General features: G+C 74.5%; 21 protein-coding genes and 1 pseudogene. 20 read left to right on the top strand and 2 right to left on the bottom strand.

Annotation, left to right across the window (positions count from 1 at the left end; translation table 11 throughout):
* Both PKA89_RS18745 and PKA89_RS18740 read left to right on the top strand, forming a co-directional pair.
* Positions 1-258 (top strand): annotated as a pseudogene (locus PKA89_RS18745) (HNH endonuclease signature motif containing protein); the annotation flags it as partial.
* A gap of 51 nt (positions 259-309) precedes the next feature.
* The gene (locus tag PKA89_RS18740; protein WP_324422098.1) at positions 310-1017 is read left to right on the top strand and encodes a 4a-hydroxytetrahydrobiopterin dehydratase; all 708 of its coding nucleotides are present in this window, start codon (positions 310-312) and stop codon (positions 1015-1017) included.
* Between the two features lie 9 nt (positions 1018-1026).
* On the opposite strand, the gene PKA89_RS18735 is transcribed toward PKA89_RS18740, so the two are convergent.
* Positions 1027-2136 (bottom strand): crosslink repair DNA glycosylase YcaQ family protein, encoded by a 1110-nt coding sequence (locus tag PKA89_RS18735; protein ID WP_324422096.1) that lies wholly within the window; start codon positions 2134-2136, stop codon positions 1027-1029.
* Between the two features lie 99 nt (positions 2137-2235).
* Here PKA89_RS18735 and PKA89_RS18730 point away from each other — a divergent pair, with 99 nt between their 5' ends.
* From PKA89_RS18730 to PKA89_RS18680, 11 genes are all read left to right on the top strand, one after another.
* Positions 2236-2835, top strand: coding sequence for a nucleotidyltransferase family protein (locus PKA89_RS18730; protein WP_324422093.1), 600 nt, complete (start codon positions 2236-2238; stop codon positions 2833-2835).
* A gap of 7 nt (positions 2836-2842) precedes the next feature.
* Positions 2843-3220 (top strand): DUF202 domain-containing protein, encoded by a 378-nt coding sequence (locus PKA89_RS18725; RefSeq protein WP_324422091.1) that lies wholly within the window; start codon positions 2843-2845, stop codon positions 3218-3220.
* Complete coding sequence (locus PKA89_RS18720; protein ID WP_324422089.1) at positions 3217-3555, top strand: DUF202 domain-containing protein; 339 nt, start codon at positions 3217-3219, stop codon at positions 3553-3555. Before PKA89_RS18725 ends, PKA89_RS18720 begins: the two co-directional genes overlap by 4 nt.
* Positions 3556-3599: 44 nt before the next feature.
* The gene (locus PKA89_RS18715; RefSeq protein ID WP_324422087.1) at positions 3600-4490 is read left to right on the top strand and encodes a MoxR family ATPase; all 891 of its coding nucleotides are present in this window, start codon (positions 3600-3602) and stop codon (positions 4488-4490) included.
* A 16-nt stretch (positions 4491-4506) separates the two neighbouring features.
* Positions 4507-5640 (top strand): VWA domain-containing protein, encoded by a 1134-nt coding sequence (locus PKA89_RS18710; protein WP_324422085.1) that lies wholly within the window; start codon positions 4507-4509, stop codon positions 5638-5640.
* A complete protein-coding gene (locus PKA89_RS18705; protein WP_324422083.1) occupies positions 5633-6787 on the top strand; it encodes an XdhC/CoxI family protein in 1155 nt (384 codons plus the stop codon). The genes PKA89_RS18710 and PKA89_RS18705 overlap by 8 nt, the downstream gene beginning before the upstream one ends.
* A 143-nt stretch (positions 6788-6930) precedes the next feature.
* Complete coding sequence (locus tag PKA89_RS18700) at positions 6931-7407, top strand: (2Fe-2S)-binding protein (RefSeq protein ID WP_324422081.1); 477 nt, start codon at positions 6931-6933, stop codon at positions 7405-7407.
* A complete protein-coding gene (locus PKA89_RS18695) occupies positions 7407-9887 on the top strand; it encodes a xanthine dehydrogenase family protein molybdopterin-binding subunit (protein WP_324422079.1) in 2481 nt (826 codons plus the stop codon). The genes PKA89_RS18700 and PKA89_RS18695 overlap by 1 nt, the downstream gene beginning before the upstream one ends.
* Entirely contained in the window at positions 9884-10732 is an 849-nt protein-coding gene (locus PKA89_RS18690) for a xanthine dehydrogenase family protein subunit M (protein ID WP_324422078.1), read from the top strand. The genes PKA89_RS18695 and PKA89_RS18690 overlap by 4 nt, the downstream gene beginning before the upstream one ends.
* Before the next feature lie 7 nt (positions 10733-10739).
* Positions 10740-11501 (top strand): SRPBCC family protein, encoded by a 762-nt coding sequence (locus PKA89_RS18685; RefSeq protein ID WP_324422077.1) that lies wholly within the window; start codon positions 10740-10742, stop codon positions 11499-11501.
* 48 nt (positions 11502-11549) lie between these two features.
* Complete coding sequence (locus PKA89_RS18680) at positions 11550-13244, top strand: FAD-dependent oxidoreductase (RefSeq protein ID WP_324422076.1); 1695 nt, start codon at positions 11550-11552, stop codon at positions 13242-13244.
* Here the strand turns inward: PKA89_RS18680 and PKA89_RS18675 are convergent.
* Positions 13228-13509, bottom strand: coding sequence for a hypothetical protein (locus PKA89_RS18675; protein WP_324422075.1), 282 nt, complete (start codon positions 13507-13509; stop codon positions 13228-13230). The two genes, PKA89_RS18680 and PKA89_RS18675, sit on opposite strands and share 17 nt — an antisense overlap.
* A gap of 82 nt (positions 13510-13591) precedes the next feature.
* Here PKA89_RS18675 and PKA89_RS18670 point away from each other — a divergent pair, with 82 nt between their 5' ends.
* The 7 genes from PKA89_RS18670 to PKA89_RS18640 all read left to right on the top strand — a co-directional run.
* A complete protein-coding gene (locus tag PKA89_RS18670; protein WP_324422074.1) occupies positions 13592-14545 on the top strand; it encodes a helix-turn-helix domain-containing protein in 954 nt (317 codons plus the stop codon).
* Between the two features lie 71 nt (positions 14546-14616).
* The gene (locus tag PKA89_RS18665) at positions 14617-15312 is read left to right on the top strand and encodes a response regulator transcription factor (protein WP_324422073.1); all 696 of its coding nucleotides are present in this window, start codon (positions 14617-14619) and stop codon (positions 15310-15312) included.
* A complete protein-coding gene (locus PKA89_RS18660; protein WP_324422072.1) occupies positions 15309-17945 on the top strand; it encodes a DUF4153 domain-containing protein in 2637 nt (878 codons plus the stop codon). The genes PKA89_RS18665 and PKA89_RS18660 overlap by 4 nt, the downstream gene beginning before the upstream one ends.
* A gap of 37 nt (positions 17946-17982) precedes the next feature.
* Complete coding sequence (gene aroQ, locus PKA89_RS18655; RefSeq protein WP_324422071.1) at positions 17983-18426, top strand: type II 3-dehydroquinate dehydratase; 444 nt, start codon at positions 17983-17985, stop codon at positions 18424-18426.
* A complete protein-coding gene (locus tag PKA89_RS18650; RefSeq protein WP_324422070.1) occupies positions 18416-19441 on the top strand; it encodes a phosphotransferase in 1026 nt (341 codons plus the stop codon). Before aroQ ends, PKA89_RS18650 begins: the two co-directional genes overlap by 11 nt.
* Before the next feature lie 70 nt (positions 19442-19511).
* Positions 19512-22757 (top strand): fused isobutyryl-CoA mutase/GTPase IcmF, encoded by a 3246-nt coding sequence (gene icmF / locus PKA89_RS18645; RefSeq protein ID WP_324422069.1) that lies wholly within the window; start codon positions 19512-19514, stop codon positions 22755-22757.
* A 67-nt stretch (positions 22758-22824) separates the two neighbouring features.
* The coding region (locus tag PKA89_RS18640) for an ABC transporter ATP-binding protein (RefSeq protein ID WP_324422068.1) at positions 22825-24340 on the top strand (1516 nt) is incomplete at its 3' end.

Here is a 24340-nt window from a genome sequence, read left to right as displayed (position 1 = left end):
TTCGTCAGGACCCGCGACGGCACCTGCCGGATGTGGGGCTGCACCCGACCCGCCGTCGGCTGCGACCTCGACCACGCCAGAACCTGGCCCGACGGTGCCACCACCCCCACCGAGCTCGAAGCCCTGTGCCGCCACCACCACCGGTTCAAGCAGACCGGCCGATGGCGACCGGTGCTCGACCCCGAGGGCACCCTCACCTGGCACGGCCCCCACTCGGCCACCCGCACCACCGAACCCCAGCACCGCCTCCCTGCCTGAGCGTGCTCGCTACGGCCCGAGCCACCGACGCAGGGGTTAGGGTGCCACGGCATGGACATGCTCACGGGGGACGAGATCGCCGCTGCCGCACTGACCGACTGGCGCAAGCTGGCCCAGGGACTGCACGCTCGCTACCGGGTCGACGACTTCGCGACCGGCGCCCGGTTCGTCACGGCGGTGGGCGCGGCCGGGGACGCACTCGGGCACCATCCGCGGGTGGCGATGGGGAGCCGCCACGTCGACCTGAAGCTGAGCAGCGCGGACGCCGTCTACCGGGCCGACGACGGCACCGAGTACGTCGTCGAGTGGGTGACGCAGCAGGACGTCGACCTCGCCCGGCGCATCACCGAGGTCGCCGCCGAGCACGGGCTGACCGCCGACCCGATGGGGGTGAGCGTCGTCGAGCTCGGGCTCGACACGACGAGCTCCGCCACCGTCGCGCCGGTCTGGGCCGCCCTCCTCATGGGCGAGCCCGAGGCGCAGGGGCGTGGCACCCCCGGCGACGAGGTCCGCGACGCCACCGGACGGGTGCCCAACCTCTGGTTCGGGGACGCGCCCACCGGCGACGGACCCGAGCAGCGCTTCCACGTCGAGGTGTACGTGCCGCGCGAGGAGGCCGAGCGCCGGCTGGCCGCGGTCCTCGCGGCCGGCGGCACGGTGGTCGACGACAGCGAGGCGCCCGGGCTCACCGTCGTCGCCGACCAGGAGGGCAACCGCGGCGTCCTCTGCGTCGCCGAGCCGCCGGCCCCCGAGGGCTGACGCCCCGGCTCAGGCCGAGAGGTCCGCCCGTTCCACCTCGAACTCGAGGAGGGCTGCGAGGGACCGCAGCTCGCGGTCCACGCCCTCCCGCATCGCCCCGGACGGCTCGTCGTCCCAGTGCACGGCGTGCACCCGCAGCACCCCCGCGGCCACGTCACGCTGGGCGTCGACCTTGCCGACGAGCCGGTCGCCGTGGAGGACCGGCAGGGCGAAGTACCCCCAGCGCCGCTTGGCCGCCGGCTTGTACATCTCGAGCTGGTAGTCGAACTCGAACAGCTCGGCCATCCGCTTGCGGTCGAACACGAGCCGGTCCAGCGGCGACAGCAGGGCCGTCCGACCCGAGAACCCGCGCTCGAGGTACCCGGGATCGACCCGCCACCGCCCGCGCACGCCCTCGACGACCGCCTCGACCCCGGCCTCTCCGACGTGGTTCGGCTCACCGGGCGGGAAGGTGGCCCGGGCCCGGGCGATGCCCAGGGCGACGAGCCGGCGACGGTCCCGCTCGCGCTCCGCCTCCTCGGACGGCACGGCCGGGTCGTCCGGGTGGACTCGGGACGCGAGGTCCCAGTTGCGCTCCCGGTTCTCGCGGGAGGACACGGCCACCTCGCCGCGCTGCTCCATCATGTCGAGCATCCGCTGCACGTTCTTGCTGTTGGTCCACCCCGACGAGCGCCACGGCACGAGGCAGGTGTCCGGGATCTCGCGGGCGGGCAGCGGTCCCTCGGAGCGCAGCAGGGTGAGGATGTCGTCGCGGCACGCCCGGTTCTGCTCGACCCAGGCCTCGATCTCCCTGCGCCACTCGCTGAGCGGCTCGACGCCGGGCCACGCGTCCATCTCGGCGCGGAAGAGGGCGATGTCCTCGGCCGGCCGCAGGTACCCGAGCAGCTCGACGAGCGCCCGGGACTCCAGGAGGTCGTCGAGCACCGTGGGGGAGTACGCCGACCCCAGCCGGCTCCACAGCACGAGGTCCGCGTTCGGGGCGACGTGCGCGGTGAGGTCCATCTGCACGAGGCCGAGGTGCCGGACGACGGCGAGGGCGTCGTCCGGGCGCTCGCGGGTCAGCAGCTGCGCACGCACCGCGACCCGACGCGCGTCCCGGCGGCTGAGCTCGATCACCATGCCGACGAACCTAGCCATCCTTGCGGACGAGGGCCGTCCGGATGACGTCGGCGACCCGTCGGCCGGCGCGCCCCCGCCCACGGGTGGCAGGCTGGCGTCGTGCCCACGGTCGGACTGCTGCTCGCCGCCGGTGCCGGCCGCCGGATGGGCGGCCCCAAGGCGCTGGTGCGCCCCGGCGACGACGCGCCGACCCTCCTCGAGACCGCCCTCGCCCGCCTCCACGCCGCCGGCCTCGCCCGGGTGGTCGTCGTGCTCGGGGCCTCGGCCGAGGCGGCGCGCCCGCCGGCCGAGGCGGCCGGCGCCGAGGTCGTCGTCGCCGACGACTGGGCCACCGGGATGGGCGCCTCGCTCCGGGCCGGCCTCGGCCACCTCGCGCACACCACGGACGACGACGCGGCCCTCGTCACCCTCGTCGACCTCCTCGACGTCGACGAGCGCGTCCACCGCCGGGTCCTCGGCGCCGCGCAGGGCCCGACCACCCTCGTCCGGGCCGCGTACGACGGCACGCCCGGCCACCCCGTGCTCCTCGGCCGCGACCACTGGGCCGGCGCGGCGGGTACCGCCCACGGCGACCGCGGCGCCCGCGACTACCTCCGCAGCCACGCCCCGGTGCTCGTCGAGTGCGGCGACCTCGCCACCGGCCGCGACGCCGACACCCCGGACGCCCTGGGCGCCGGGCCGGGCGCCCAGCCGGGATGATGGCGACGTGACGGAGCAGAGACGACGGTGGCCGGCGAGCGTCTACGGCCACGGCACCGACCCCGACCCGCGCTTCTCCCTCGCCAACGAGCGGACGTTCCTCGCCTGGGCCCGCACCGGCCTCGCGCTGCTCGCCGGTGCGGCCGCCCTCGACGCCCTCGACCTGCCGCTGCACCACGTCGTGCAGTCCCTCCTCGCGGCGCTCCTCGCCCTCGCCGGGGTGCTGACCGCGGCGGCCGCGTGGTGGGGCTGGGCCCGCACCGAACGCGCGATGCGGGAGAACCGCGCCCTCCCCGGCAACCCCGCGATGCTGGTCGTCGTCGTGAGCGTCGTCGTCGTCGGCGTCGCCCTCGCGGTGGCGAGCCTGGCCCGGAGCGTCTCGTGAGCGAGCAGGTCGTCCGTGACCCCGGCATGCAGCAGGAGCGCACCACGCTCGCGTGGCGGCGCACCGGCCTCGCCCTCCTCGTCGGCAGCCTCACGGTCGGTCGCCTCACCCTCGACTCGCTCGGACCGGTCGTCGTCGTCCCGACCGTCGTCGCGGTGACCCTCACCCTCTACGTCCTCGCGGACACGCTGCGGCAGCGGCGTCTCGGGCGCGAGCACCCGGACGACCCGCGCTTCTCCGTCCTCCACGACGGCCGCCTCGTCGCGGTCGTCGCCGCGGTCATCGGCGGCCTCTCGCTCGGCGAGCTGGCCGCCGCCATCGTCCGTCTCGTGTGAGCGTCGTCCTTCCGTGGGGCGCCCGCGTGGGTGATGCTGGGGCCATGGACCCCAGGACGACGTTCGCCTCGGCCGACGACCTCGCGGGCGCGCTGGGGGGTGTCGGCTACCTCGCCGACGACGCGCTCGCCACCGTCACGTGGCTCTCCCTCCGGCTCGGCCGGCCCCTGCTCATGGAGGGCGAGCCGGGCACGGGCAAGACCGCGCTCGCCGAGGCCCTCGCCGCGTCGATGGACCTGCCGCTCATCCGGCTCCAGTGCTACGAGGGCATCGACGCCAGCCAGGCGCTCTACGACTGGGACTTCCCCCGGCAGATCCTCCACGTCCGCGCGCTGGAGGCCGTCGAGGGTGGCGCCCGCGACGTGCGCGAGCTCGAGGAGGACCTCTTCGACGAGCGCTTCCTCCTCTCCCGCCCGGTGCTGCGGGCCCTGCGCGAGGCGCCGGCCGTCCTCCTCGTCGACGAGGTCGACCGCGCCGACGACGAGTTCGAGGCCTTCCTCCTCGAGGTGCTCTCGACGTGGCAGGTCACCATCCCCGAGCTCGGGCCCATCCAGGCCGCCACCCCGCCGGTGGTCGTCCTCACCTCCAACCGCACCCGCGAGCTGCACGACGCCCTCAAGCGGCGCTGCCTCTACCACTGGCTCGAGCACCCGGGCATCGAGCGCGAGCTCGAGATCGTCCGCACCCGCGCGCCCGAGGTGCCGGAGGCGCTGGCCGCACAGGTGGTCCGCGCGGTCCACGCCATCCGCTCCGACCACGAGATGCTCAAGCCGCCCGGGGTGGCCGAGACCCTCGACTGGGCTCGTGCCCTCCACGAGCTCGGCACCCGCACCCTCGACACCGCGACGGCCGCGGCCACCCTCGGGGTCGCCGTCAAGTACCGCGAGGACGCCGAGCGGGTCAAGAAGGCCCTCGACGTCATGCTCACTCCCTGACCGGGCGCCTCGACCCGTGAGCACCGTCCAGCACCGCCTCGACGCCGCCGAGCTCGTCCGCCCGGCCGAGGAGATCCTGCTCGGCTTCGCGCGCACCCTGCGCGCCGCCGGCGTGCACGTGACCGCCGACCGGGAACGCACCTACCTCGAGGCGGTCGCCGCGGTCGGCCTGGACGACGCCGGGGGGGTCTACCACGCCGGCCGGGCCACCCTCTGCGCCTCCCCGGCGGACCTCGAGCGCCACGACCTCGTCTTCGCCGAGTGGTTCGGCGGCACCCGCGCCGGCACCAAGGCGCGCGACCCGCTGCCCCGGGTCACCCCCCAGGCCTCGCTCGAGGCCGAGGGGGGCGGCGCCGGTGAGGAGGGTGAGCCGGACGCCGTGCGCGCCCGGGCCTCGGCCACCGAGGTGCTCCGCCACCGCGACGTCGCCACCCTCACCCGCCGCGAGCGCGAGGAGCTGGCGCGGCTGTTCGGCCTCCTTCGGCCGCGCGCCCCGCGCCGCCGTGCCCACCGCTGGGAGGCGGCGCCCCGGGGGACCGTCGACGCCCACCGCACCCTGCGCGCGATGCTCCGCCGGATGGGGGAGCCGGGCGAGGTCGCCTGGCGCCACCGCGGGAGCCGGCCGCGCAAGGTCGTGCTCCTCGTCGACGTGTCCGGCTCGATGAGTGCGTACGCCGACGCGCTGATCCGGCTCTGCCACACCTACTGTGCGGCCGGCGTCCCCACCGAGGTCTTCACCCTGGGCACCCGGCTCACCCACGTGACCCGCCCGCTCCACCAGCGCGACCCTGACCGCGCCATCGTCGCGGCCGGCGAGGCCATCCCCGACTGGTCCGGGGGCACTCGCCTCGCCGAGGGCCTCAAGGTCTTCCTCGACCGCTGGGGCCGGCGCGGCATGGCCCGGGGCGCGGTCGCCGTCGTCTTCAGCGACGGCTGGGAGCGCGAGGCGCCTGAGGCCCTGGGCGAGCAGGTGCGCCGGCTGCGCGCGGTCGCCCACCGGGTCGTCTGGGTCAACCCGCACCGCGGCCGCGCGGGGTACGAACCGGTCCAGGGAGGCATCATGGCGGTGCTGCCGCACGTCGACGACTTCGTCGCCGGGCACTCGATGGCGGCGTTCGAGGAGCTGGTGGAGGTGGTCGCGCGTGCGTGACGTGCTGGACGAGCTGATGGGGTGGTGGCGCGCCGGCGAGACGGTCGGCGTCGGCACCGTCGTCGCGACCTTCCGGTCGGCGCCGAGACCGGCCGGGGCCTCGATGCTGGTCGGGCCGGCCGGTGAGGCGGTCGGGTCGGTCTCCGGCGGCTGCGTCGAGGGCGCGGTCTACGAGCTGTCCCAGGAGGTCGTCGGCGACGGCTCACCGGTGCTCCAGCGCTACGGGGTCTCCGACGACGACGCCTTCGCGGTCGGGCTCACCTGCGGCGGCATCCTCGACGTCTTCGTCGAGCCGGTGTCGCAGGAGACCTTCCCCGAGCTCGGCGCGGTCGCGGACGACGTCGCGGCCGGCCGCCCGGTCGCCGTCGCCACCGTCATCGAGCACCCGGACCCCGCATGGCTCGGCCGCCGCCTCGTCGTGCGCCCCGAGGACGCCGGGGACACCGTCACCGGCAGCCTCGGCTCCTCCCGGGCCGACGGCGCGGTCACCGACGACGCCCGCGGGCTGCTCGCCGCGGGGCGCACCGAGACCCTCACCTACGGCCCCGACGGCGAACGCCGCGGCGAGGGGATGCGGGTCTTCGTCAACGCCTTCGCACCGCGGCCGCGGATGCTCGTCTTCGGCGCCATCGACTTCGCGGCCGCCGTCGCCCACGTCGGGTCCTTCCTCGGCTACCGCGTCACGGTCTGCGACGCCCGGCCGGTCTTCGCGACGAAGAGCCGCTTCCCGGCGGCCGACGAGGTCGTCGTCGAGTGGCCGCACAAGTACCTCGGCGCCGAGGCCGAGGAGGGGCGCATCGACGGGCGCACCGTCGTCTGCGTTCTCACGCACGACCCGAAGTTCGACGTGCCCGTCCTCGAGAAGGCGCTGCGGCTGCCGGAGGTCGCCTACGTCGGCGCGATGGGCAGCCGGCGCACCCACGAGGACCGGCTCGAGCGGCTACGGGAGGCCGGGATGACCGAGGCCGAGCTGGCCCGGCTGTCCAGCCCGATCGGACTCGACCTCGGCGCGCGCACCCCGGAGGAGACGGCGGTGTCCATCGCCGCCGAGATCGTCGCGCTCCAGTGGGGCGGCGGCGGCTCCCGGCTCCAGGACGTCGGTGGCCCCATCCACCACCACGCGGAGGCGGCCGTCGAGCCGGTCTGAGCCCCGCCGCTTTCCTGCGCGGAAACCACTCCGCCGGGTCCCGGCCCCATGGTTCGACGGGTTCGGCCCTACCCCTTGCCCACGCCCGACGGGTGAAGCAAGATCACGCTCACGACACCGATCCCTCCGCGAAGGAGTCAAGGATGACTCGGATCTCCGTCACCGTCGACGGCGTCTCCTACACCGACGAGGTCGAACCCCGGACGTTGCTCGTCCACTACCTCCGCGAGGTGGTCGGCAAGGTGGGCACCGTCGTCGGGTGCGACACGAGCAACTGCGGCGCGTGCACCGTCCACCTCGACGGCCGCAGCGTCAAGTCCTGCAACGTCCTCGCCGTCCAGGCCGACGGCCACGAGGTGACGACCATCGAGGGCCTCGCGACGAACGGCGAGCTGCACCCGATGCAGGCCGCCTTCCACGACAACCACGCGCTCCAGTGCGGGTACTGCACCCCCGGGATGATCATGCAGGCGGTCGACCTCCTCCGGGAGAACCCGCACCCCACCGAGGACGAGATCCGCCAGGGCATGGAGGGCAACCTCTGCCGCTGCACCGGCTACCACAACATCGTCAAGGCCGTGGCGGCCGCCGCGGGTGCCAGCGAGAGGAGCGACGCCTGATGACCGCCGTCGACGACCGACCCACGACCGAGATCGGCACCGCGCGGCGCCGCAAGGAGGACGCCCGCCTCGTCACCGGGCGCACCCGCTGGACCGACAACATCCAGCTGCCCGGCATGCTCCACCTCGCGATGGTCCGCAGCCCCTTCGCCCACGCGAGGATCAACGGCATCGACACGAGCGAGGCCAAGGCCGCCCCGAACGTCATCGCCGTGATGACCGGCCAGGACATCGCCGACATCCAGGGCGTCAACATCACCGCCTGGCCGATCACCACAGACCAGGTGAACCCGACCCACCTCCCGATGCCGCTCGAGCGGGTGGCCCACACCGGCGAGGTCGTCGCCGTCGTCGTGGCGCGCAGCGCCGCCGCCGCGCGCGACGCCGCCGAGCTCGTCGACGTCGACTACGAGGAGCTGCCCGCGGTCCTCGACCTCAAGGCCGCGGCGACCGACGAGGTCCTCGCCCACCCCGACCTCGGCACGAACAAGAGCGCCCACTGGCAGCTCGACTCGGCCGCGCAGGGCAGCGGCGGCGACGTCGAGGAGGCGATCGCCAAGGCCCGCGAGGGTGGCATCGTCATCGAGCGCGAGTACCGCCAGCAGCGGCTCATCCCGGCGTTCATGGAGCCGCGCTCCACCGTGGTCGACCCCACCGGCGAGCAGGTCGTCATGTGGACCGCGACCCAGGCCCCGCACGTGCTGCGGTTCTGCATCGCCGCGACGACCGGCCTGCCGGAGTCGAAGATCCGGGTCATCGCTCCCGACGTCGGGGGCGGGTTCGGCGGCAAGCTGCAGTCCACTCCCGAGGAGTTCATCACGCTCGCCGTCGCGCGCAAGCTCGGCAAGCCGTGCAAGTACACCGAGACCCGCAGCGAGACGATGGTCTCCGCGCACCACGGCCGCGACCAGTGGCAGAAGCTCACGCTCTCGGCCGAGAAGGACGGCACGGTGACCGGCCTCAAGGTCGAGCTCCTCGCCGACCTCGGCGCCTACGCCGCCCTCGTCGGCGGCGGTGTGCCCGTGCTCGGCGCGTGGATGTTCAACGCCATCTACAAGTTCCCGGCCTACCAGTTCAACACGACGAACTACTACACGAACAAGACGTGGGTCGACGCCTACCGCGGCGCCGGCCGGCCCGAGGCGACCTACGCCATCGAGCGGCTGATGGACGAGCTGGCCGCCGAGGTCGGGGTCGACCCGCTCGAGATCCGCGAGAAGAACTGGATCAGGCACGACGAGTTCCCGTTCACGACGGTCGCCGGGATGACCTACGACTCCGGCAACTACGAGGCCGCCACCGCCCGGGCCAAGGAGCTCTTCGGCTACGACGAGCTGCGGGCCGAGCAGAAGCGGCGCCGCGAGTCCGGCGACCCGGTGCAGCTCGGCATCGGTGTCTCGACGTTCACCGAGATGTGCGGCCTGGCCCCCTCCCGGGTGCTCGGCTCGCTCAACTACGGGGCGGGCGGCTGGGAGTCGGCGAGCATCCGGATGCTCGCCACCGGCACCGTCGAGGTCGTCACCGGCGCCTCGGCCCACGGCCAGGGCCACGAGACGGCGTGGAGCCAGATCGTCGCCGACCGGCTCGGCGTGCCGTTCGAGAACGTCGAGGTCCTCCACGGCGACACCCAGATCGCGCCCAAGGGCATGGACACCTACGGGTCGCGCTCGCTCGTCGTCGGGGGCGAGGCCCTCGTCCGGGCCGCCGACAAGGTCATCGAGAAGGCCAAGCCGCTCGCGGCACACATGCTCGAGGCCAGCGTCGACGACCTCGAGTTCGCCGCCGGGAGGTTCACCGTCAAGGGCACCGACAAGGGCGTCGGGATCACCGACATCGCCCTGTCGATCTGGACCGGCCACGACTACCCCGAGGGGCTCGAGCCGAGCCTCGACGCCGACGCCACGTTCGACCCGGTGAACTTCTCCTTCCCGCACGGCACCCACCTGTGCGCGATGGAGGTCGACACCGAGACCGGCGCGACGACGATGCGCAAGTACGTCTGCGTCGACGACATCGGGGTCATCATCAACCCGCTCATCGTCGAGGGCCAGGTGCACGGCGGGCTCGTCCAGGGCATCGCGCAGGCGCTCTGGGAGGGCGCGGAGTACGACGAGCAGGGCACGCTCGTGTCCGGCTCGTTCGTCGACTACACGCTCCCCACGACCGCCGACACGATCAGCTTCGTCACCGACCACACGACCTCCCCCTCGACGTCGAACAGCCTCGGCACCAAGGGAGTCGGCGAGGCGGGCACGATCGCCTCGACACCGGCGGTGGTCAACGCCATCGTCGACGCGGTGCGCCACCTCGGCATCGACGACGTCCAGATGCCGTGCACGCCCGAGCGGGTGTGGAAGGCCATCCAGTCGGCGGGCGGCACGCAGGACGCCGCCCCCACCGCGGACGCGCAGGCGCACTTCGGTGACGGCGCCCCCAACCAGGACCCCGCAGCCGGCACGACGGACGGAGCAGCGCAGTGATCCCCGCAGCATTCGACTACGTGGCCCCGACGAGCCTCGACGAGGCGCTGTCGGTGCTCGCCGATGCCGGCGACGACGCCAAGGTGCTCGCCGGCGGCCAGTCGCTCCTGCCCATCCTCCGGATGCGGCTCAACGCCCCGGAGAAGGTCGTCGACCTCGGCCGGATCGAGGCGCTGCGCGGCGTGCGCGACGGGGGCGACCACGTCGCCATCGGCGCGATGACGCCGTACGCCGACGTCCTCGGGGACGCGCTCGTCCGCGAGCACGCCGGGCTGCTGGCCCGGGCCGTCGAGACCGTCGCCGACCCGCAGATCCGTCACCGCGGCACGGTCGGCGGAGCCCTCGTGCACGCCGACCCGGCGGGCGACGTCGGCGCACCGGTCCTCGCCCTCGACGCGACGATGGTCGTCGTCGGCCCGGGCGGGGAGCGCACGGTGCCGGCCGGCGAGTTCTTCCGCGACCTCTTCGAGACCGCGGTCGGCGACGGCGAGCTGCTCACCGAGATCCGCATCCCGAAGCACACCGGCTGGGGCTCCGCCTACGAGAAGTTCGTCCGCGTCTCCCACCAGTGGTCGATCGTGGCGGTCGCCGCGACGGTCCGGGTCGAGGGCGGGAGCATCGCCGAGGCGAAGGTCGGCCTGACCAACATGGGCTCGACCCCGCTGCGCGCCACGGCGGTCGAGCAGGCCCTCGTCGGGTCCTCCGCCTCCGCGCTCGCCGACGCCTGCGCGGCGGCGGCCGACGGCACGAACCCCCCGAGCGACCTCAACGGCGACGCCGACTACCGTCGGCACCTCGCGACGGTGCTCACCCGCCGCGCCGTCCAGAAGGCCATGGAGGGCTGATCACCGCATGGAGCTGACGCACGACTTCACCGTCCCCGCCGACGTCGAGACGACCTGGAACACCTTCATGGACCTCGAGCGGGTCGGTGGGTGCTTCCCCGGCGCCACGGTCACCGAGGTGACCGACGACGGGTTCGCGGGGACGGTGAAGGTCAAGCTCGGCCCGATCGCCCTGCAGTACAACGGCACCGGCCACTTCGTCGAGAAGGACGACGTGGCGCGGCGGGCCGTCATCGAGGCCAAGGGCAAGGACAAGCGCGGCAACGGCACCGCCGGCGCCACCGTGACCATCCAGCTCGCCCCGGAGGGCACCGGCACCAAGGTCGACGTCGTGACCGACCTCGCGGTCACCGGCAAGCCGGCCCAGTTCGGCCGGGGCGTCATGCAGGACGTCTCGGACAAGCTGCTCGGGCAGTTCATCGGCTGCATCGAGGGCGCGCTCGCGGAGGCCCCGGCGGCCGTCGAGGCGCCGGCGGCGGAGGCATCCGCACCCGCCCCGACCCTGGAGGCGCCGCCGGTCGCGGAGACGCCGCCGGTCGCGGAGGCGCCGCCGGCCCCGCAGGCCCCGGAGGCGCCCCCGGTCGCGGAGACGCCGCCCGCGACGCCGACCCCCGCACCGCGACCGGCCCCCCGCCCGGCGCCGGCGAAGGAGGACGACGCCCTCGACCTGGGCGCCACCGTGCTGCCGGTGCTCGTCAAGACGTACGCGCCCTACGTCGTCGTCGGCGTCATCGGCCTCGTCATCGGCTGGCTCATCGGACGGGGCTGACCGCCGGACCGCTCACCCCATATACCCGCCGGGGTATAACATTCGGCCGTGAGGAAGATCGTCGTCATCGGTGGCGTCGCCGGAGGGATGTCCGCCGCCACCCGCCTGCGCCGGCTCGACGAGCAGGCGTCCATCACCGTCGTCGAGCGCAGTGGGCACGTCTCGTTCGCCAACTGCGGTCTCCCGTACCACCTCGGTGGCGTCATCGAGAAGCGGTCCTCGCTGCTCCTCCAGACCCCCGAGTCGCTGGCCGCGCGGTTCGCCATCGACGTCCGGGTGCACCACGAGGCGCGGGTGATCGACCGCGAGAACCGCCGGGTGGTCGTCCGCGACCTCACGACCGACGAGACCGACGAGCTCGAGTACGACGCCCTCGTCCTCTCGCCCGGGGCGCGGCCGGTCGTCCCGCCGCTGCCGGGCATCGCGGTGGCGCACACGCTGCGCGACATCGAGGACCTCGACCACCTCATGGCCTCGGTGCAGGACGTCAGCTCGGCGGTCGTCGTCGGCGGCGGGTTCATCGGGGTCGAGGTGGCCGAGAACCTCGTGCACCGCGGGGTGGCCGTCACCCTCGTCGAGGCCACGGACCAGGTGATGGCGCCCCTCGACCTCGAGATGGTCGAGCCGGTGCACGAGGCGATGCGTGCGGCCGGCGTCGACCTGGCGCTCGGGGTGTCGGTCGCCCACATCGAGCCGGCGTCGGTGGCGGCGACGACGCTCGAGGACGGCACGGTCGCCACGGCGGTCGGGCAGCCGGTCGTCCACCTCTCCGACGGCCGTGCGGTCCCCACCGGTCTCGTCGTCGCGGCCATCGGGGTGCGCCCGGAGCGCGCCCTCGCCGAGGAGGCCGGCCTCGAGATCGGACCGCACGGCGGCATCCTCGTCGACGAGCAGCTGCGCACCAGCGACCCCGCGATCTTCGCGGTCGGCGACGCGGTCGAGAAGCGCGACGCCCTCGACGGCTCGTCCGTGCTCGTCCCGCTCGCGAACACGGCCAACCGACAGGGCAGGGTCGTCGCCGACGTCATCGCCGGCCGACCGGGACGCGACCGGCCGGTGCTCGGCACCGCGATCATCGAGGTGTTCGGGCTCGCCGCCGCCTCGGTCGGGTGGACCGAGAAGCGCCTGCGCGCCGCCGGCCGTGCGCACCGGGTCATCCACACCCATCCCGGCTCGCACGCCGGCTACTACCCGGGCGCCGAGACGATGGCGCTGAAGCTCCTCGTCGACCCCGTGACGGACGCGATCCTCGGCGCCCAGGCGGTCGGTCGCGACGGCGCCGACAAGCGCATCGACGTCATCGCGACGGCCATGACCGCCGGCCTCACCGCGGGCGACCTCGCCGACCTCGAGCTCGCCTACGCGCCGCGGTTCGGTGCGGCGAAGGACCCGGTGAACATGCTCGGCTGGGTGGCGCGCACCCTCGCCGACGGCGACGTCGAGACCGTCCAGTGGCACGAGCTCGACGCGGTGCGCGCCGCCGGCGCGACCCTCCTCGACGTCCGGAGCCCGGCCGAGCACGCCGCCCGCCCGATCCCGGGGGCGGTCAACGTCCCGGTCGACGAGCTGCGGGCTCGCCTGGCCGAGCTGCCCGCCGGCCCGCTCGTGGTGCACTGCGAGGTCGGGCTGCGCGGCTACGTCGCCTCGCGCCTGCTCGCCCAGCACGGCCGGGAGGTCCGCAACCTCGACGGCGGCCACCGGACGTGGCGGGCCGGTGCCGCGGCGGTCAGCGCGCGGGGGTGACCCGGACCGCCGGGCGGGTCGCCGCGGACGCCCGCGGCGCGGGCGTGGCCCGACCGGCTGAGGAGTCCTCGGCCGCCGGCGCGGCCAGGTCGGCGCGGACCCGGCGCAGGTCGGCGTCCTCGACCTCGCCCCGGCGGCCGACCCGGCCACCCGGGTCGGTCGACGCGCGACGGTGGGTGCGCTCGAGGAGGTAGACGACCGGGGCCGCGAGGGTGAGCACGGCGGCGAGGGGGGCGATGCTGGCGACGGTCTGCGTGATGTCCATGGCATAAGTTTGACGGCCGTCAATCCACTGCCACCAGTGGCAGTCTTGACGGCGATCGGCAATTTCCTGCCATACTCGGGGGATGGCCCTGCGCAGTGTCGCCGTCCTCCTCCAGGAACCCGTCGCGCTCTTCGAGTACGGCGTCCTCGCCGAGGTGTTCGGCCTCGACCGCACCGACGAGGGCGTCCCCGCCTTCGACTACCGCGTGTGCTCCGAGGAGGACCGCCCGCTCGACGCCCGGAACGGGACGACCGTAAGCGCCCCGCACCGCCTCGACGCCACCCTCGACGCGGACCTCGTGGCCGTTCCCGCGTCGCCGTCCGCGCAGCACCCGAGCCCGGCCGTCGTCGAGGCGCTCCGGGCGGCCCACGACCGCGGGGCCTGGGTCATGTCGGTCTGCTCCGGTGCCTTCACCCTCGCGGCGGCCGGCATCCTCGACGGGCGCTCGTGCACGACGCACTGGAGGCACGCCGCCGAGCTCTCCGCGATGGCCCCGGCTGCCTCGGTGGACCCCGACGTCCTCTACGTGCGCGACGGCAACGTCATCACGAGCGCCGGCACCGCGGCCGGCATCGACGCCGCCCTGCATCTCGTCCGCACCGAGCTCGGGGCCGCCGTCGCGGCGACGATCTCGCGCCGGATGGTCGTGCCGCCGCACCGTGACGGCGGCCAGCGCCAGTACGTCGAGCGCCCGGTGCCGACCTGCGAGGCCGAGAGCCTCGGGCCGCTGCTCCAGTGGATGGTCGAGCACCTCGACGAGTCCTTCACCGTCGACGACCTCGCCCGCCGGGCGACGATGTCGTCGCGCACCTTCGCCCGCCGGTTCGTCGCCGAGACGGGGACGACCCCGCACCAGTGGGTCACCGACCAGCGCGTGCTGCGGGCCCGGCACCTGCTCGAGGCGAGCGACCTCTCGGTCGAGGAGGTCGCCCGCGACGCCGGCTTCGGCTCGGCCGCGCTGCTGCGCCACCACTTCACGAGGTGCACGGGGATCAGCCCGACGGCCTTCCGCACCCAGCACCGCGTCACCGTCTGAGCGACGACCTTCACAGGATCTCCACACCGAGCCCGGGACGCCCACAGGCGCCCCTCCCTACGCTCGGTTCCATGAGTGAGGGGAGCAGCGCGCACGTCGTGCTCGTCGTCGAGGACGAGCCGACCATCCGGACCGCCGTGGCCGACCGGCTGCGGGCCGAGGGCTTCACCGTCGCCACGGCCGCGGACGGACCGTCGGCCGTGGAGGCGTTCACCGAGCACGAGCCGGACGTCGTCCTCCTCGACGTCATGCTGCCCGGCTTCGACGGCCTCGAGGTGTGCCGGCGGATCCAGGCCCTGCGTCCGGTGCCGGTGCTCATGCTCACCGCGCGGGACGACGAGACCGACCTGCTCGTCGGGCTCGGCGTCGGCGCCGACGACTACGTGACCAAGCCCTTCTCGATGCGCGAGGTCGTCGCCCGGCTGCGGGCGCTCCTGCGCCGGGTCGAGCGCGCCGAGCAGCTGGCCCGCACGACCGGCCGGATGGACCTTGCCGGCCTCGTCGTCGACCCCGGCACCCGCCGGGTCTCGGTCGACGACACCGAGGTGCACCTCACCCCGCTCGAGTTCGACCTGCTCTGCGCGCTCGCGACCGCACCCGGCACCGTCCGCCCGCGCGAGGAGCTGATGCGCGAGGTCTGGGGCTGGGGCGACGCGTCCGGCACGCGCACCCTCGACAGCCACGTCAAGTCGCTCCGCGCGAAGATCGGCGCCGACCGGGTCCGGACCGTGCACGGCGTCGGCTACGCCCTCGAGGTCGGCCGGTGAACCCCGAGCGCCCACTGGACGGCGTCGCGTCGATCAAGGTCAAGCTCGGCCTGCTCGTCGGCGCCAGCGTCCTCGCCGCCGTGGTCGTCGCGGCGATCGGCGACGGGGCGGGCGTCGAGTGGTGGGTCAGCGTGCCGGTGACGATGGCGGCCGCCGTCGGGGTGACCCAGTGGCTGGCCCGGGGGATGACCTCCCCGCTGCGCGCGATGACCGCCGCGGCCCGCCGCATGGCCGGTGGCGACTACGGGCAGCGGGTCACCGCGACGTCCTCGGACGAGGTCGGCGAGCGCGCGCGGGCCTTCAACGCGATGGCCGCCGGCCTCGCGGGCGCCGACCTCGAGCGCCGCCGTCTCGTCGCCACGGTCTCCCACGAGCTGCGCACCCCGCTCACCGCGCAGCGGGCCCTCCTCGAGAACCTCGTCGACGGCGTGACGACCCCCGACCCCGCGACCCTCGAGGCCGCCCTCGCCCAGGCCGAGCGGCTGTCCGCCCTCGTCGGGGACCTGCTCGACCTCTCCCGGGTCGACGCCGGGGTCGCGCCGCTGGCCCTCGGCCCGGTTCGGGTCGCCGACCTGCTCGCCCGCGCGGAGGCCGAGGCGGGGGTCGCGGCGCGGCCGGTCCGGATCCGGACGCGGGTCGAGCCGGCCGACCTCGTCGTCGCGGCCGACGGCGCGCGGCTGGCCCAGCTCGTCGCGAACCTCCTCGACAACGCGGTCCGGCACAGCCCCGCGTACGGCGAGGTGCGGGTGCGTGCGCGTGCCGACGGCGACACCCGGTGGGTGCTCGAGGTCGGCGACGACGGCCCGGGCATCCCCGCCGCCGACGCCGACCGCGTCTTCGAGCGCTTCGGCACCGGCTCGGACGCGGCCGGCGGCACCGGCCTGGGCCTCGCCATCGTCCGCTGGGTCTGCGAGCTGCACGGGGGACGGGTCGAGGTCGTCCCGACCGCCCCCGGCGCCACCGGCGCGACCCTGCGGGTCGAGCTGCCCCTCTCGCCCGCGACCACCCGCCCCACCCACCTGACCGAGCGGGCCGCTCGCCCGTCCACCGACCCGGACCCCACCGAGGAGACCCCGATGAGCACGTCCGCCCCCGCCGCACCGACCCCGCCCCTGCCCGCCGCGCCGGCGGTGACCGCCGGCGGAGGCGGGTCCGGCCCCGCGGGCGTCGCCCTCGCCCGGTTCTGGCCCGAACCGGACGCCCGGCCGCGGATCGCCGTCGTCGGCGCGGCCCTGGCCATCGGCCTGCTCGCGGCGCTCACCTGGCCCTACCGGGCGATCGGGCTCGCGACGAGCCTCGTCATGCTCGCCGCGGGGGCTCTGATGTGGGTCGTCGCCCGGCACCGGCGCGACCCCTGGACGGTCGCCGGTGGGGTCGCCGCGGCCCTGCTCGCCCTCGCGCCGGTGCTGCGCGACGCCGGGGGAGTGGTGACCCTCTGCGTCCTCGCGGGCGTCGCCGTGGCGGCCGCCGCCCTCACCCGGGCCCACGGGCTGCTCGCCATCGGCGCGAGCTGGGCGGCCTGGCCGCTCTCCGCGCTGCGCGGCCTGCCCCTGCTCGGGCGGACGATCTCGGCGACCAGCCGGGTCGGCGTCCTGTGGGCGGTGCTGCGGACCGTCGCGTTTTCCCTCCTCGCGCTCGTCGTCTTCGGCGGTCTCTTCGCCACCGGGGACGCGGTGTTCGGGTCGTGGGCCTCCGCGCTCGTCCCCGACCTCGGCTGGGACACCATCGTCCTGCGCACGTTCACCTTCGTCCTCGTCGCCGGGGTCGTGCTCACCGGCGCCTACCTCGCCCTCAACCCCCCGGCCACGGACGCCCTCACCCTGCCCGAGCGGCGTCCGAACCGGCCGGTCTGGGAGTGGGCCGTGCCGGTCGGGCTCGTCGGGCTGCTCTTCGCGGGGTTCCTCGTCGCCCAGGCCACGGCGATGTGGGGCGGGGACGCGTACCTGCGGCGGACGACCGGTCTCACCCACGCCGAGTACGTGCACCAGGGGTTCGGGCAGCTGACCGTCGCCACCGCACTCACCGTCCTCGTCATCACCGCGACCCTGCGGGTGGCGGCGCGCGAGACGGTGCGCGACCGCCTCGTCCTGCGCGTCCTCCTCGGGGCGCTGGGGGTGTTCACGCTCGCGGTCGTCGCCTCCGCGCTGTACCGGATGTCCCTGTACCAGGACGCGTTCGGCTACACGGTGCTGCGGGTCTTCGTCGACGGGTTCGAGCTGTGGCTCGGCGTCGTCGTCGTCCTCCTCCTCGTCGGGGTGCTGCGGCTCTCGTGGCGCTGGGTGCCCCGGGCCGTGCTCGTCGCGGGGGCCGTCTTCACCCTCGGCTTCGCGGCGATGAACCCCGACGGCTGGGTCGCCGGGCAGAACATCGACCGCTTCGAGGCGACGGGGACCGTCGACTCGCTCTACCTGTCCTCGCTGTCGGCCGACGCCGCCCCGGTCATCGCCGAGCGGCTCCCGGCACCGATGGCCGCGTGCGTCCTCGGGGGTGCGCCAGGTGAGGGCGCCGACCGGACGACGGGCGACGACGCGCTCGCGTGGAACCTCGGCCGGTCGCGGGCGACCTCGGCCCGGGCCGGGCTGCCCGCCCCCACGGACTGCGAGCGGTACCTCACCGACACCTACCGCCGCTGAGGAACCGCCGCGGCCCGCGGGTGGCATGCTCGCCGTCATGGACGCCCGCACCGTGCTCGTGCTCAACGGCCCGAACCTCAACCTCCTCGGTGAGCGCGAACCCGCGGTCTACGGCCACGACACGCTCGCCGACGTCGAGCGGCTCTGCGCCGACGCCGCGGCCCGGCACGACCTGACCGTCGACTTCCGGCAGACCAACCACGAGGGGACCCTCGTCGACTGGGTGCAGGAGGGGCGTTCCGGCATCGCCGGCATGGTCGTCAACGCGGCCGGGTACACGCACACCTCGGTGGCCCTGCGCGACGCCCTCTCGGCGTGCCGGGTGCCCCGCGTCGAGGTGCACATCAGCGACATCCACGCACGCGAGGCCTTCCGGCACTTCTCCTACCTCACCGACGTCTGCGACCACCACGTCATCGGGCGCGGGGTGGCCGGCTACGCCGAGGCCGTCGACTGGGTCGCGGGGCGTCGTGCCGGCTGACCACCCCGCCCGCTGGGAGAGCGAGGAGTGGCGGGCCGGCATCGAGGCGTGGCTGCTGCCGGCCCTCGAGCGCAGTGGTCGGCGGCCCACCGGCCCGGTCGAGCGCGACCGGGTGAGGTTCTGGTCGGTCGTGGCCCGGGTCGAGACCGACGGCGGCCGGGTCTGGGTCAAGGAGAACGCCCCGTCGCAGGCCTTCGAGGCGGGTCTCGTCGAGGTCGTGCACGGGCTCGTCCCGCAGGCCGTGCCGCCGCTCCTCGCCGTGGAGCGCGAGCGGGGATGGCTGGCCACGGCCGACCTGGGGGCCCCGATGTGGCACGACGACGCGGTGCCGCCCCTGCGCGACTGGATCGACGTCCTCCACGACTACGGCGTCCTCCAGCGGACCCTCGCCGACCACGCCGACGCGGTGCTGGCCGCCGGCGTGCCCCACTTCCCGGAGGCCCCGGACGAGGTCGAGGCCTGGGTCACCTCGCTCGTCGCCGGGCTGCGCGCGCTCGACCCCGGTGATCCCCGGCGGCTCGACGACGCCGAGGTGGCCGCCGTCGAGACCGGGCTGCCACGGCTGCGCGACGCCGCCGACCGGCTGGCGGCGGCCGGTGTGCCGCCCTCGCTCCAGCACAACGACCTGCACCTCGGCAACGCGTTCCGGCGCCCGGGCGGCGCGACCGCGTTCATCGACCTCGGCGACGCCCTGTGGACGCACCCCTTCACCGCGGCCCGGATCCCGCTGTGGATCATGCGTCACCGGCTGCAGCTCGACCCGGAGGGTCCCGAGCTGCGCCGCGCCGTCGACGCCTACCTCGAGCCGTGGACCGACCGGTTCGACGGCGCCGAGCTGCGCGGGCTCCTCCCGGACGCCGCGCGCCTGTCCGCCCTGCACCGCGCAGAGTCGTGGCGCCGGCTCCAGGCGGACGTGCCGCTGGAGCGGGTCGACGAGCCGTTCCTGCGCTCGGTGCCCGAGTGGCTCGTCGACGCCGCCGCGCCGGACCCGTACGCCGCGGCCGTCGCCCGGTGACTTCCGAGTAGGTAGTTGGACGTCCTACTATCTTGCCAGACCGCCACCCGGCGACCCGGAAGGACCACCGATGGCAGCGCAGCCGAACGACCAGGGGCTCCACGTCCCGACCCACCCCGTCCGCATCGTCACCGCCTCGAGCCTCTTCGACGGCCACGACGCCTCGATCAACATCATGCGGCGGATCATGCAGAGCCAGGGTGCCGAGGTCGTCCACCTCGGGCACAACCGTTCGGTCCGGGAGGTCGTCGACGCCGCGCTCGACGAGGACGCCCAGGGCGTCGCCGTCAGCTCCTACCAGGGCGGTCACGTCGAGTACTTCGAGTACCTCGTCCAGCTCCTGCGCGAGGCCGGCGCCGGCCACGTGCAGGTCGTCGGCGGCGGGGGCGGCGTCATCGTCCCGCGCGAGATCGAGCGGCTGCGCGAGGCGGGCGTGACGATCTTCAGCCCCGAGGACGGCCAGCGCCTCGGCCTGCCCGGGATGGTCAACCAGGTCGTCGCCGCGTGCGACACCGACCTCTGGGAGGCCGCGCCGACGACCGTCGAGGCGGTGCTCTCCGGCGACCGCTCGGCGGTCGCGCGCGCGATCAGCGGCGCCGAGACCGGCCACCTCGACGACGCCTTCCGCGGCGAGCTGCAGCGGGCGGCGACCGCCCGGACCGTGCCCGTGCTCGGCATCACCGGCACCGGCGGCTCCGGCAAGTCCAGCCTCACCGACGAGCTCGTCCGCCGCCTGCGCACCGACCAGCAGGACAAGCTGCGCATCGCCTGCGTGGCCGTCGACCCGACCCGGCGTCGCGGCGGTGGCGCGCTCCTCGGCGACCGGATCCGGATGAACAGCCTCGACGGCGACCGCGTCTACTTCCGCTCGCTGGCCACCCGCGGCGGGCGGGAGGTTCCCGAGGCCCTGGGCGACGTCGTCACCGTCCTCAAGGCCGCCGGGTACGACCTCGTCGTCGTCGAGACCCCCGGCATCGGCCAGGGCGACGCCGCCATCACGTCGTACGCGGACGTCAACCTCTACGTCATGACGCCGGAGTTCGGGGCCGCGAGCCAGCTCGAGAAGATCGACATGCTCGACCTCGCCGACGTCGTCGCGGTCAACAAGTTCGAGCGCCGCGGCGCGATGGACGCCCTGCGTGACGTCGGACGCCAGATGGTCCGCAACCGCGGGGCGTTCGGGAAGCGACCGGAGGACATGCCGGTCTTCGGCACCTCGGCGGCCACGTTCAACGACGACGGCGTCACCGCGCTGTACCAGGAGCTGCGGGCGCAGCTCGCGGGCAAGGGGCTGCCGGTCGCCGAGGGCGCACTCGCGCCGGTCGACGTGCGGCACTCGACGATGCTGCGCCAGGTCGTGCCGCCGCAGCGCGTGCGCTACCTCGCCGAGATCGCCGAGACGGTGCGCGGCTACCACGCCGAGACCGAGCGCTGGGCCGACACCGCGCGCCGCGCGCAGCGGCTCGATGACGCCCGCGAGGCGCTCGCCGCCGCCGGCAAGGACACTGCCGACCTCGACGCCCTCCTCACCGAGGCGCGCGGGTCGCTGGCTCCCGAGGCCCGCGCCGCGCTCGAGCAGTGGCCCGCCGTCATCGAGGCGTACTCCGGCGACGAGCAGGTCGTCACGGTGCGCGACAAGGAGATCCACACCAAGCTGACGCGTGAGTCCCTCTCCGGCAACCAGATCCGTCGGGTCAGCCTGCCCCGGTACGCCGACCACGGCGACCTGCTCACCTTCCTGCGCCGCGAGAACCTCCCGGGCCGCTTCCCGTTCACCGCAGGCGTCTTCCCGTTCAAGCGCGACAACGAGGACCCCGCCCGGATGTTCGCCGGCGAGGGCGACCCGTTCCGCACCAACCGGCGCTTCAAGCTGCTCTCCGAGGGCCAGCCGGCGACCCGCCTCTCCACGGCCTTCGACTCCGTCACCCTCTACGGCCGCGACCCCGACCGTCGCCCGGACATCTACGGCAAGGTCGGCACCTCCGGGGTCTCCGTCGCGACGCTCGACGACATGAAGGCGCTCTACGACGGCTTCGACCTCACCTCGCCGAGCACGAGCGTGTCGATGACGATCAACGGCCCGGCGCCGACCATCCTCGCCTTCTTCCTCAACACCGCCATGGACCGCGAGGTCGAGGCGTGGGTCGCCGAGAACGGCCGCGAGCCGAGCGACGAGGAGCGGCACGCCGTCCGGGCCCGCGCGCTGGCGACGGTCCGTGGCACGGTGCAGGCCGACATCCTCAAGGAGGACCAGGGCCAGAACACCTGCCTGTTCTCGACCGAGTTCAGCCTCCGGATGATGGCCGACATCCAGGAGTGGTTCATCGCCAACAAGGTCCGCAACTTCTACTCGGTCTCGATCAGCGGCTACCACATCGCCGAGGCCGGGGCGAACCCCATCAGCCAGCTCGCGTTCACCCTCGCCAACGGCTTCACCTACGTCGAGGCCTACCTCGCGCGCGGGATGGACATCGACGACTTCGCCCCGAACCTCTCGTTCTTCTTCAGCAACGGGATGGACCCGGAGTACACCGTCATCGGCCGCGTCGCCCGACGCATCTGGGCGGTCGCGATGCGCGAGAAGTACGGCGCCAACGAGCGCAGCCAGAAGCTCAAGTACCACGTGCAGACGAGCGGCCGCAGCCTCCACGCGCAGGAGATGGACTTCAACGACATCCGCACGACGCTGCAGGCGCTCGTGGCGATCTACGACAACGCGAACAGCCTGCACACCAACGCCTACGACGAGGCCGTGACGACCCCGTCGGAGGAGTCGGTGCGTCGCGCGCTGGCCATCCAGCTGATCATCAACCGCGAGTGGGGCCTGGCGATGAACGAGAACCCGCTCCAGGGCTCGTTCGTCGTCGACGAGCTGACCGACCTCGTCGAGGCCGCCGTGCTCGCCGAGTTCGACCGGATCTCCGAGCGCGGCGGCGTGCTCGGCGCGATGGAGACCGGCTACCAGCGCGGGCGGATCCAGGACGAGTCGATGCTCTACGAGCACCGCAAGCACGACGGGTCGCTGCCGATCGTCGGCGTCAACACCTTCGTGCGGCCGGAGGCCGAGGTCTCCCCGAAGGAGGTCGTCCTCGCCCGGGCCACGGAGGCCGAGAAGGAGGGCCAGCTCGCCCGCGTCGAGGCCTTCCGCGAGGAGCACCGCGACGAGGCCGAGGCCGCCCTGGCCCGGCTCAAGGCCGCGGCCACGAGCGGCGAGAACGTGTTCGCGGTCCTCGTCGACGCGGCCCGGGTCTGCTCCCTGCAGCAGGTCACCGAGGCGTTCTTCGAGGTCGGGGGCCAGTACCGCCGCAACGTCTGAGGTCGTCACCGCGGGACCGGCGCAAACCCGGGTGCCGGGCGTCGGTGGCTCGTCGTAGTTTTCATCCGTGGGGACCACGACCGCATCACCGCCCGCCTCGCCGACCCTCGCGCCGGCCGAGGTGCGCCCCGTGCCGCCCGGGCGCCGGCTCGACCTGCGCCGGCTGCGCGGATGGCCGACCGGGCTGGCCCTGCTGGCTTCGGCCACCGGCGCCCTCGGGCGGACGCTCGGGACGGTCGTCGCCGGCCTGCTCGCCGCGAACCCCTCGACGCGCCTCGTCGGCCTCCTCGCGCTCTGCGTCGTCGGGGCCGCGGTCCTCGACACCGCCGGGCGCACGGTCTGGGCCGGCGTCGTCGACCGCGCCGAGGGACGCCTGCGCGACGACCTCGTCGACGCCGCGCTCGCCCAGCCGCTGCCGGCGCTCGGCGAGCAGGCGGTCGGCGAGGTGCTCGACCGCGTCGACGCCGACACCCACGACGTCGGGGCGATGCTCCGCCGCCAGGTCTGGGACGCGCTGAAGACCGTCTTCGCCGCGCTGCCGATGTGGGTCGTCGCCGGCCTCACCTGGTGGCCGGCCTGGGCGCTCTTCCCGGTCGCCGCGGCCGGCTCCTTCCTCCTCGTGCGCCGGCTCCTGCCGACCATCGCCGAGCGCAAGGTCGCCGAGGAGGTCGCCTGGACCGACCACGCCGCTGCGCTCGAGGAGGGCGTGACGGCCCGCGACGACCTGCGCACGAGCCTGGGCCAGGCCCACGTCGTGGCCCGGCTCAGCACCCTGTCGGCGGTCGTCCACCAGCGCTTCAAGCAGGTGATCGACCTCCAGGTCCGCGTCACCCGCCGCACCGGCCTCCTCCTCTACGGGATGCTCGCGGGCACCAGCGTCGCGGGCGTGGCCCTCGTCGTGGGCGGTGGCCTCACGGTCGCGCGGCTCGTCACCCTGTTCCTCGTCACGAGCACCTTCGTCGGTCAGGTCGACCAGATGGCGCGCCACCTGCCCGAGCTGCAGGCCGGGCTCGGCGCCATCACCCGGCTCCGGCAGCTGCTCGGGGTGGCGCCCGAGCCGGCGGGCGGCCGGCCGGTCCCCGGCGGTGCCCTCGACCTCGAGTTCCGCTCCCTCCGGTTCCGCTACGACCAGGGCGGGTTCGCGCTGCAGGACGTCGACCTGCGGGTCCCGGGCGGACAGACGTGCGCGCTCGTCGGCCGCACCGGGTCGGGCAAGTCGACGCTCGCCTCGCTCGTCTCCCGCGCGGTCGAGCCCGAGCCCGGCACGGTGTTCCTCGGCGGTGTCGACGTCCTCGAGCTCGACCTCCAGCAGCTGCGCGCGGCGGTCGGGGTCGTCACCCAGCGCACCGAGGTCCTCGCCGGCACCCTCGCCGAGAACATCACCCTCTTCGCCGAGCTGCCGCGGCCCCGGGTCGAGGCCGCCGTCACCCAGCTCGGGCTCGACGGGTGGGTCGCCGGTCTCCCCGAGGGGCTCGACACCCTCCTCGGCCCGGGCGGCACCTCGCTGTCCGCCGGCGAGGAGCAGCTCGTCGCCTTCGCCCGGCTGCTCGTCCGCGACGTCTCGGTCGTCGTCCTCGACGAGG

The sequence above is a fragment of the Phycicoccus sp. genome (assembly GCF_035325325.1).
Taxonomy (GTDB): domain Bacteria; phylum Actinomycetota; class Actinomycetes; order Actinomycetales; family Dermatophilaceae; genus Phycicoccus.
This window is presented reverse-complemented; position numbering and strand designations above follow the sequence as displayed.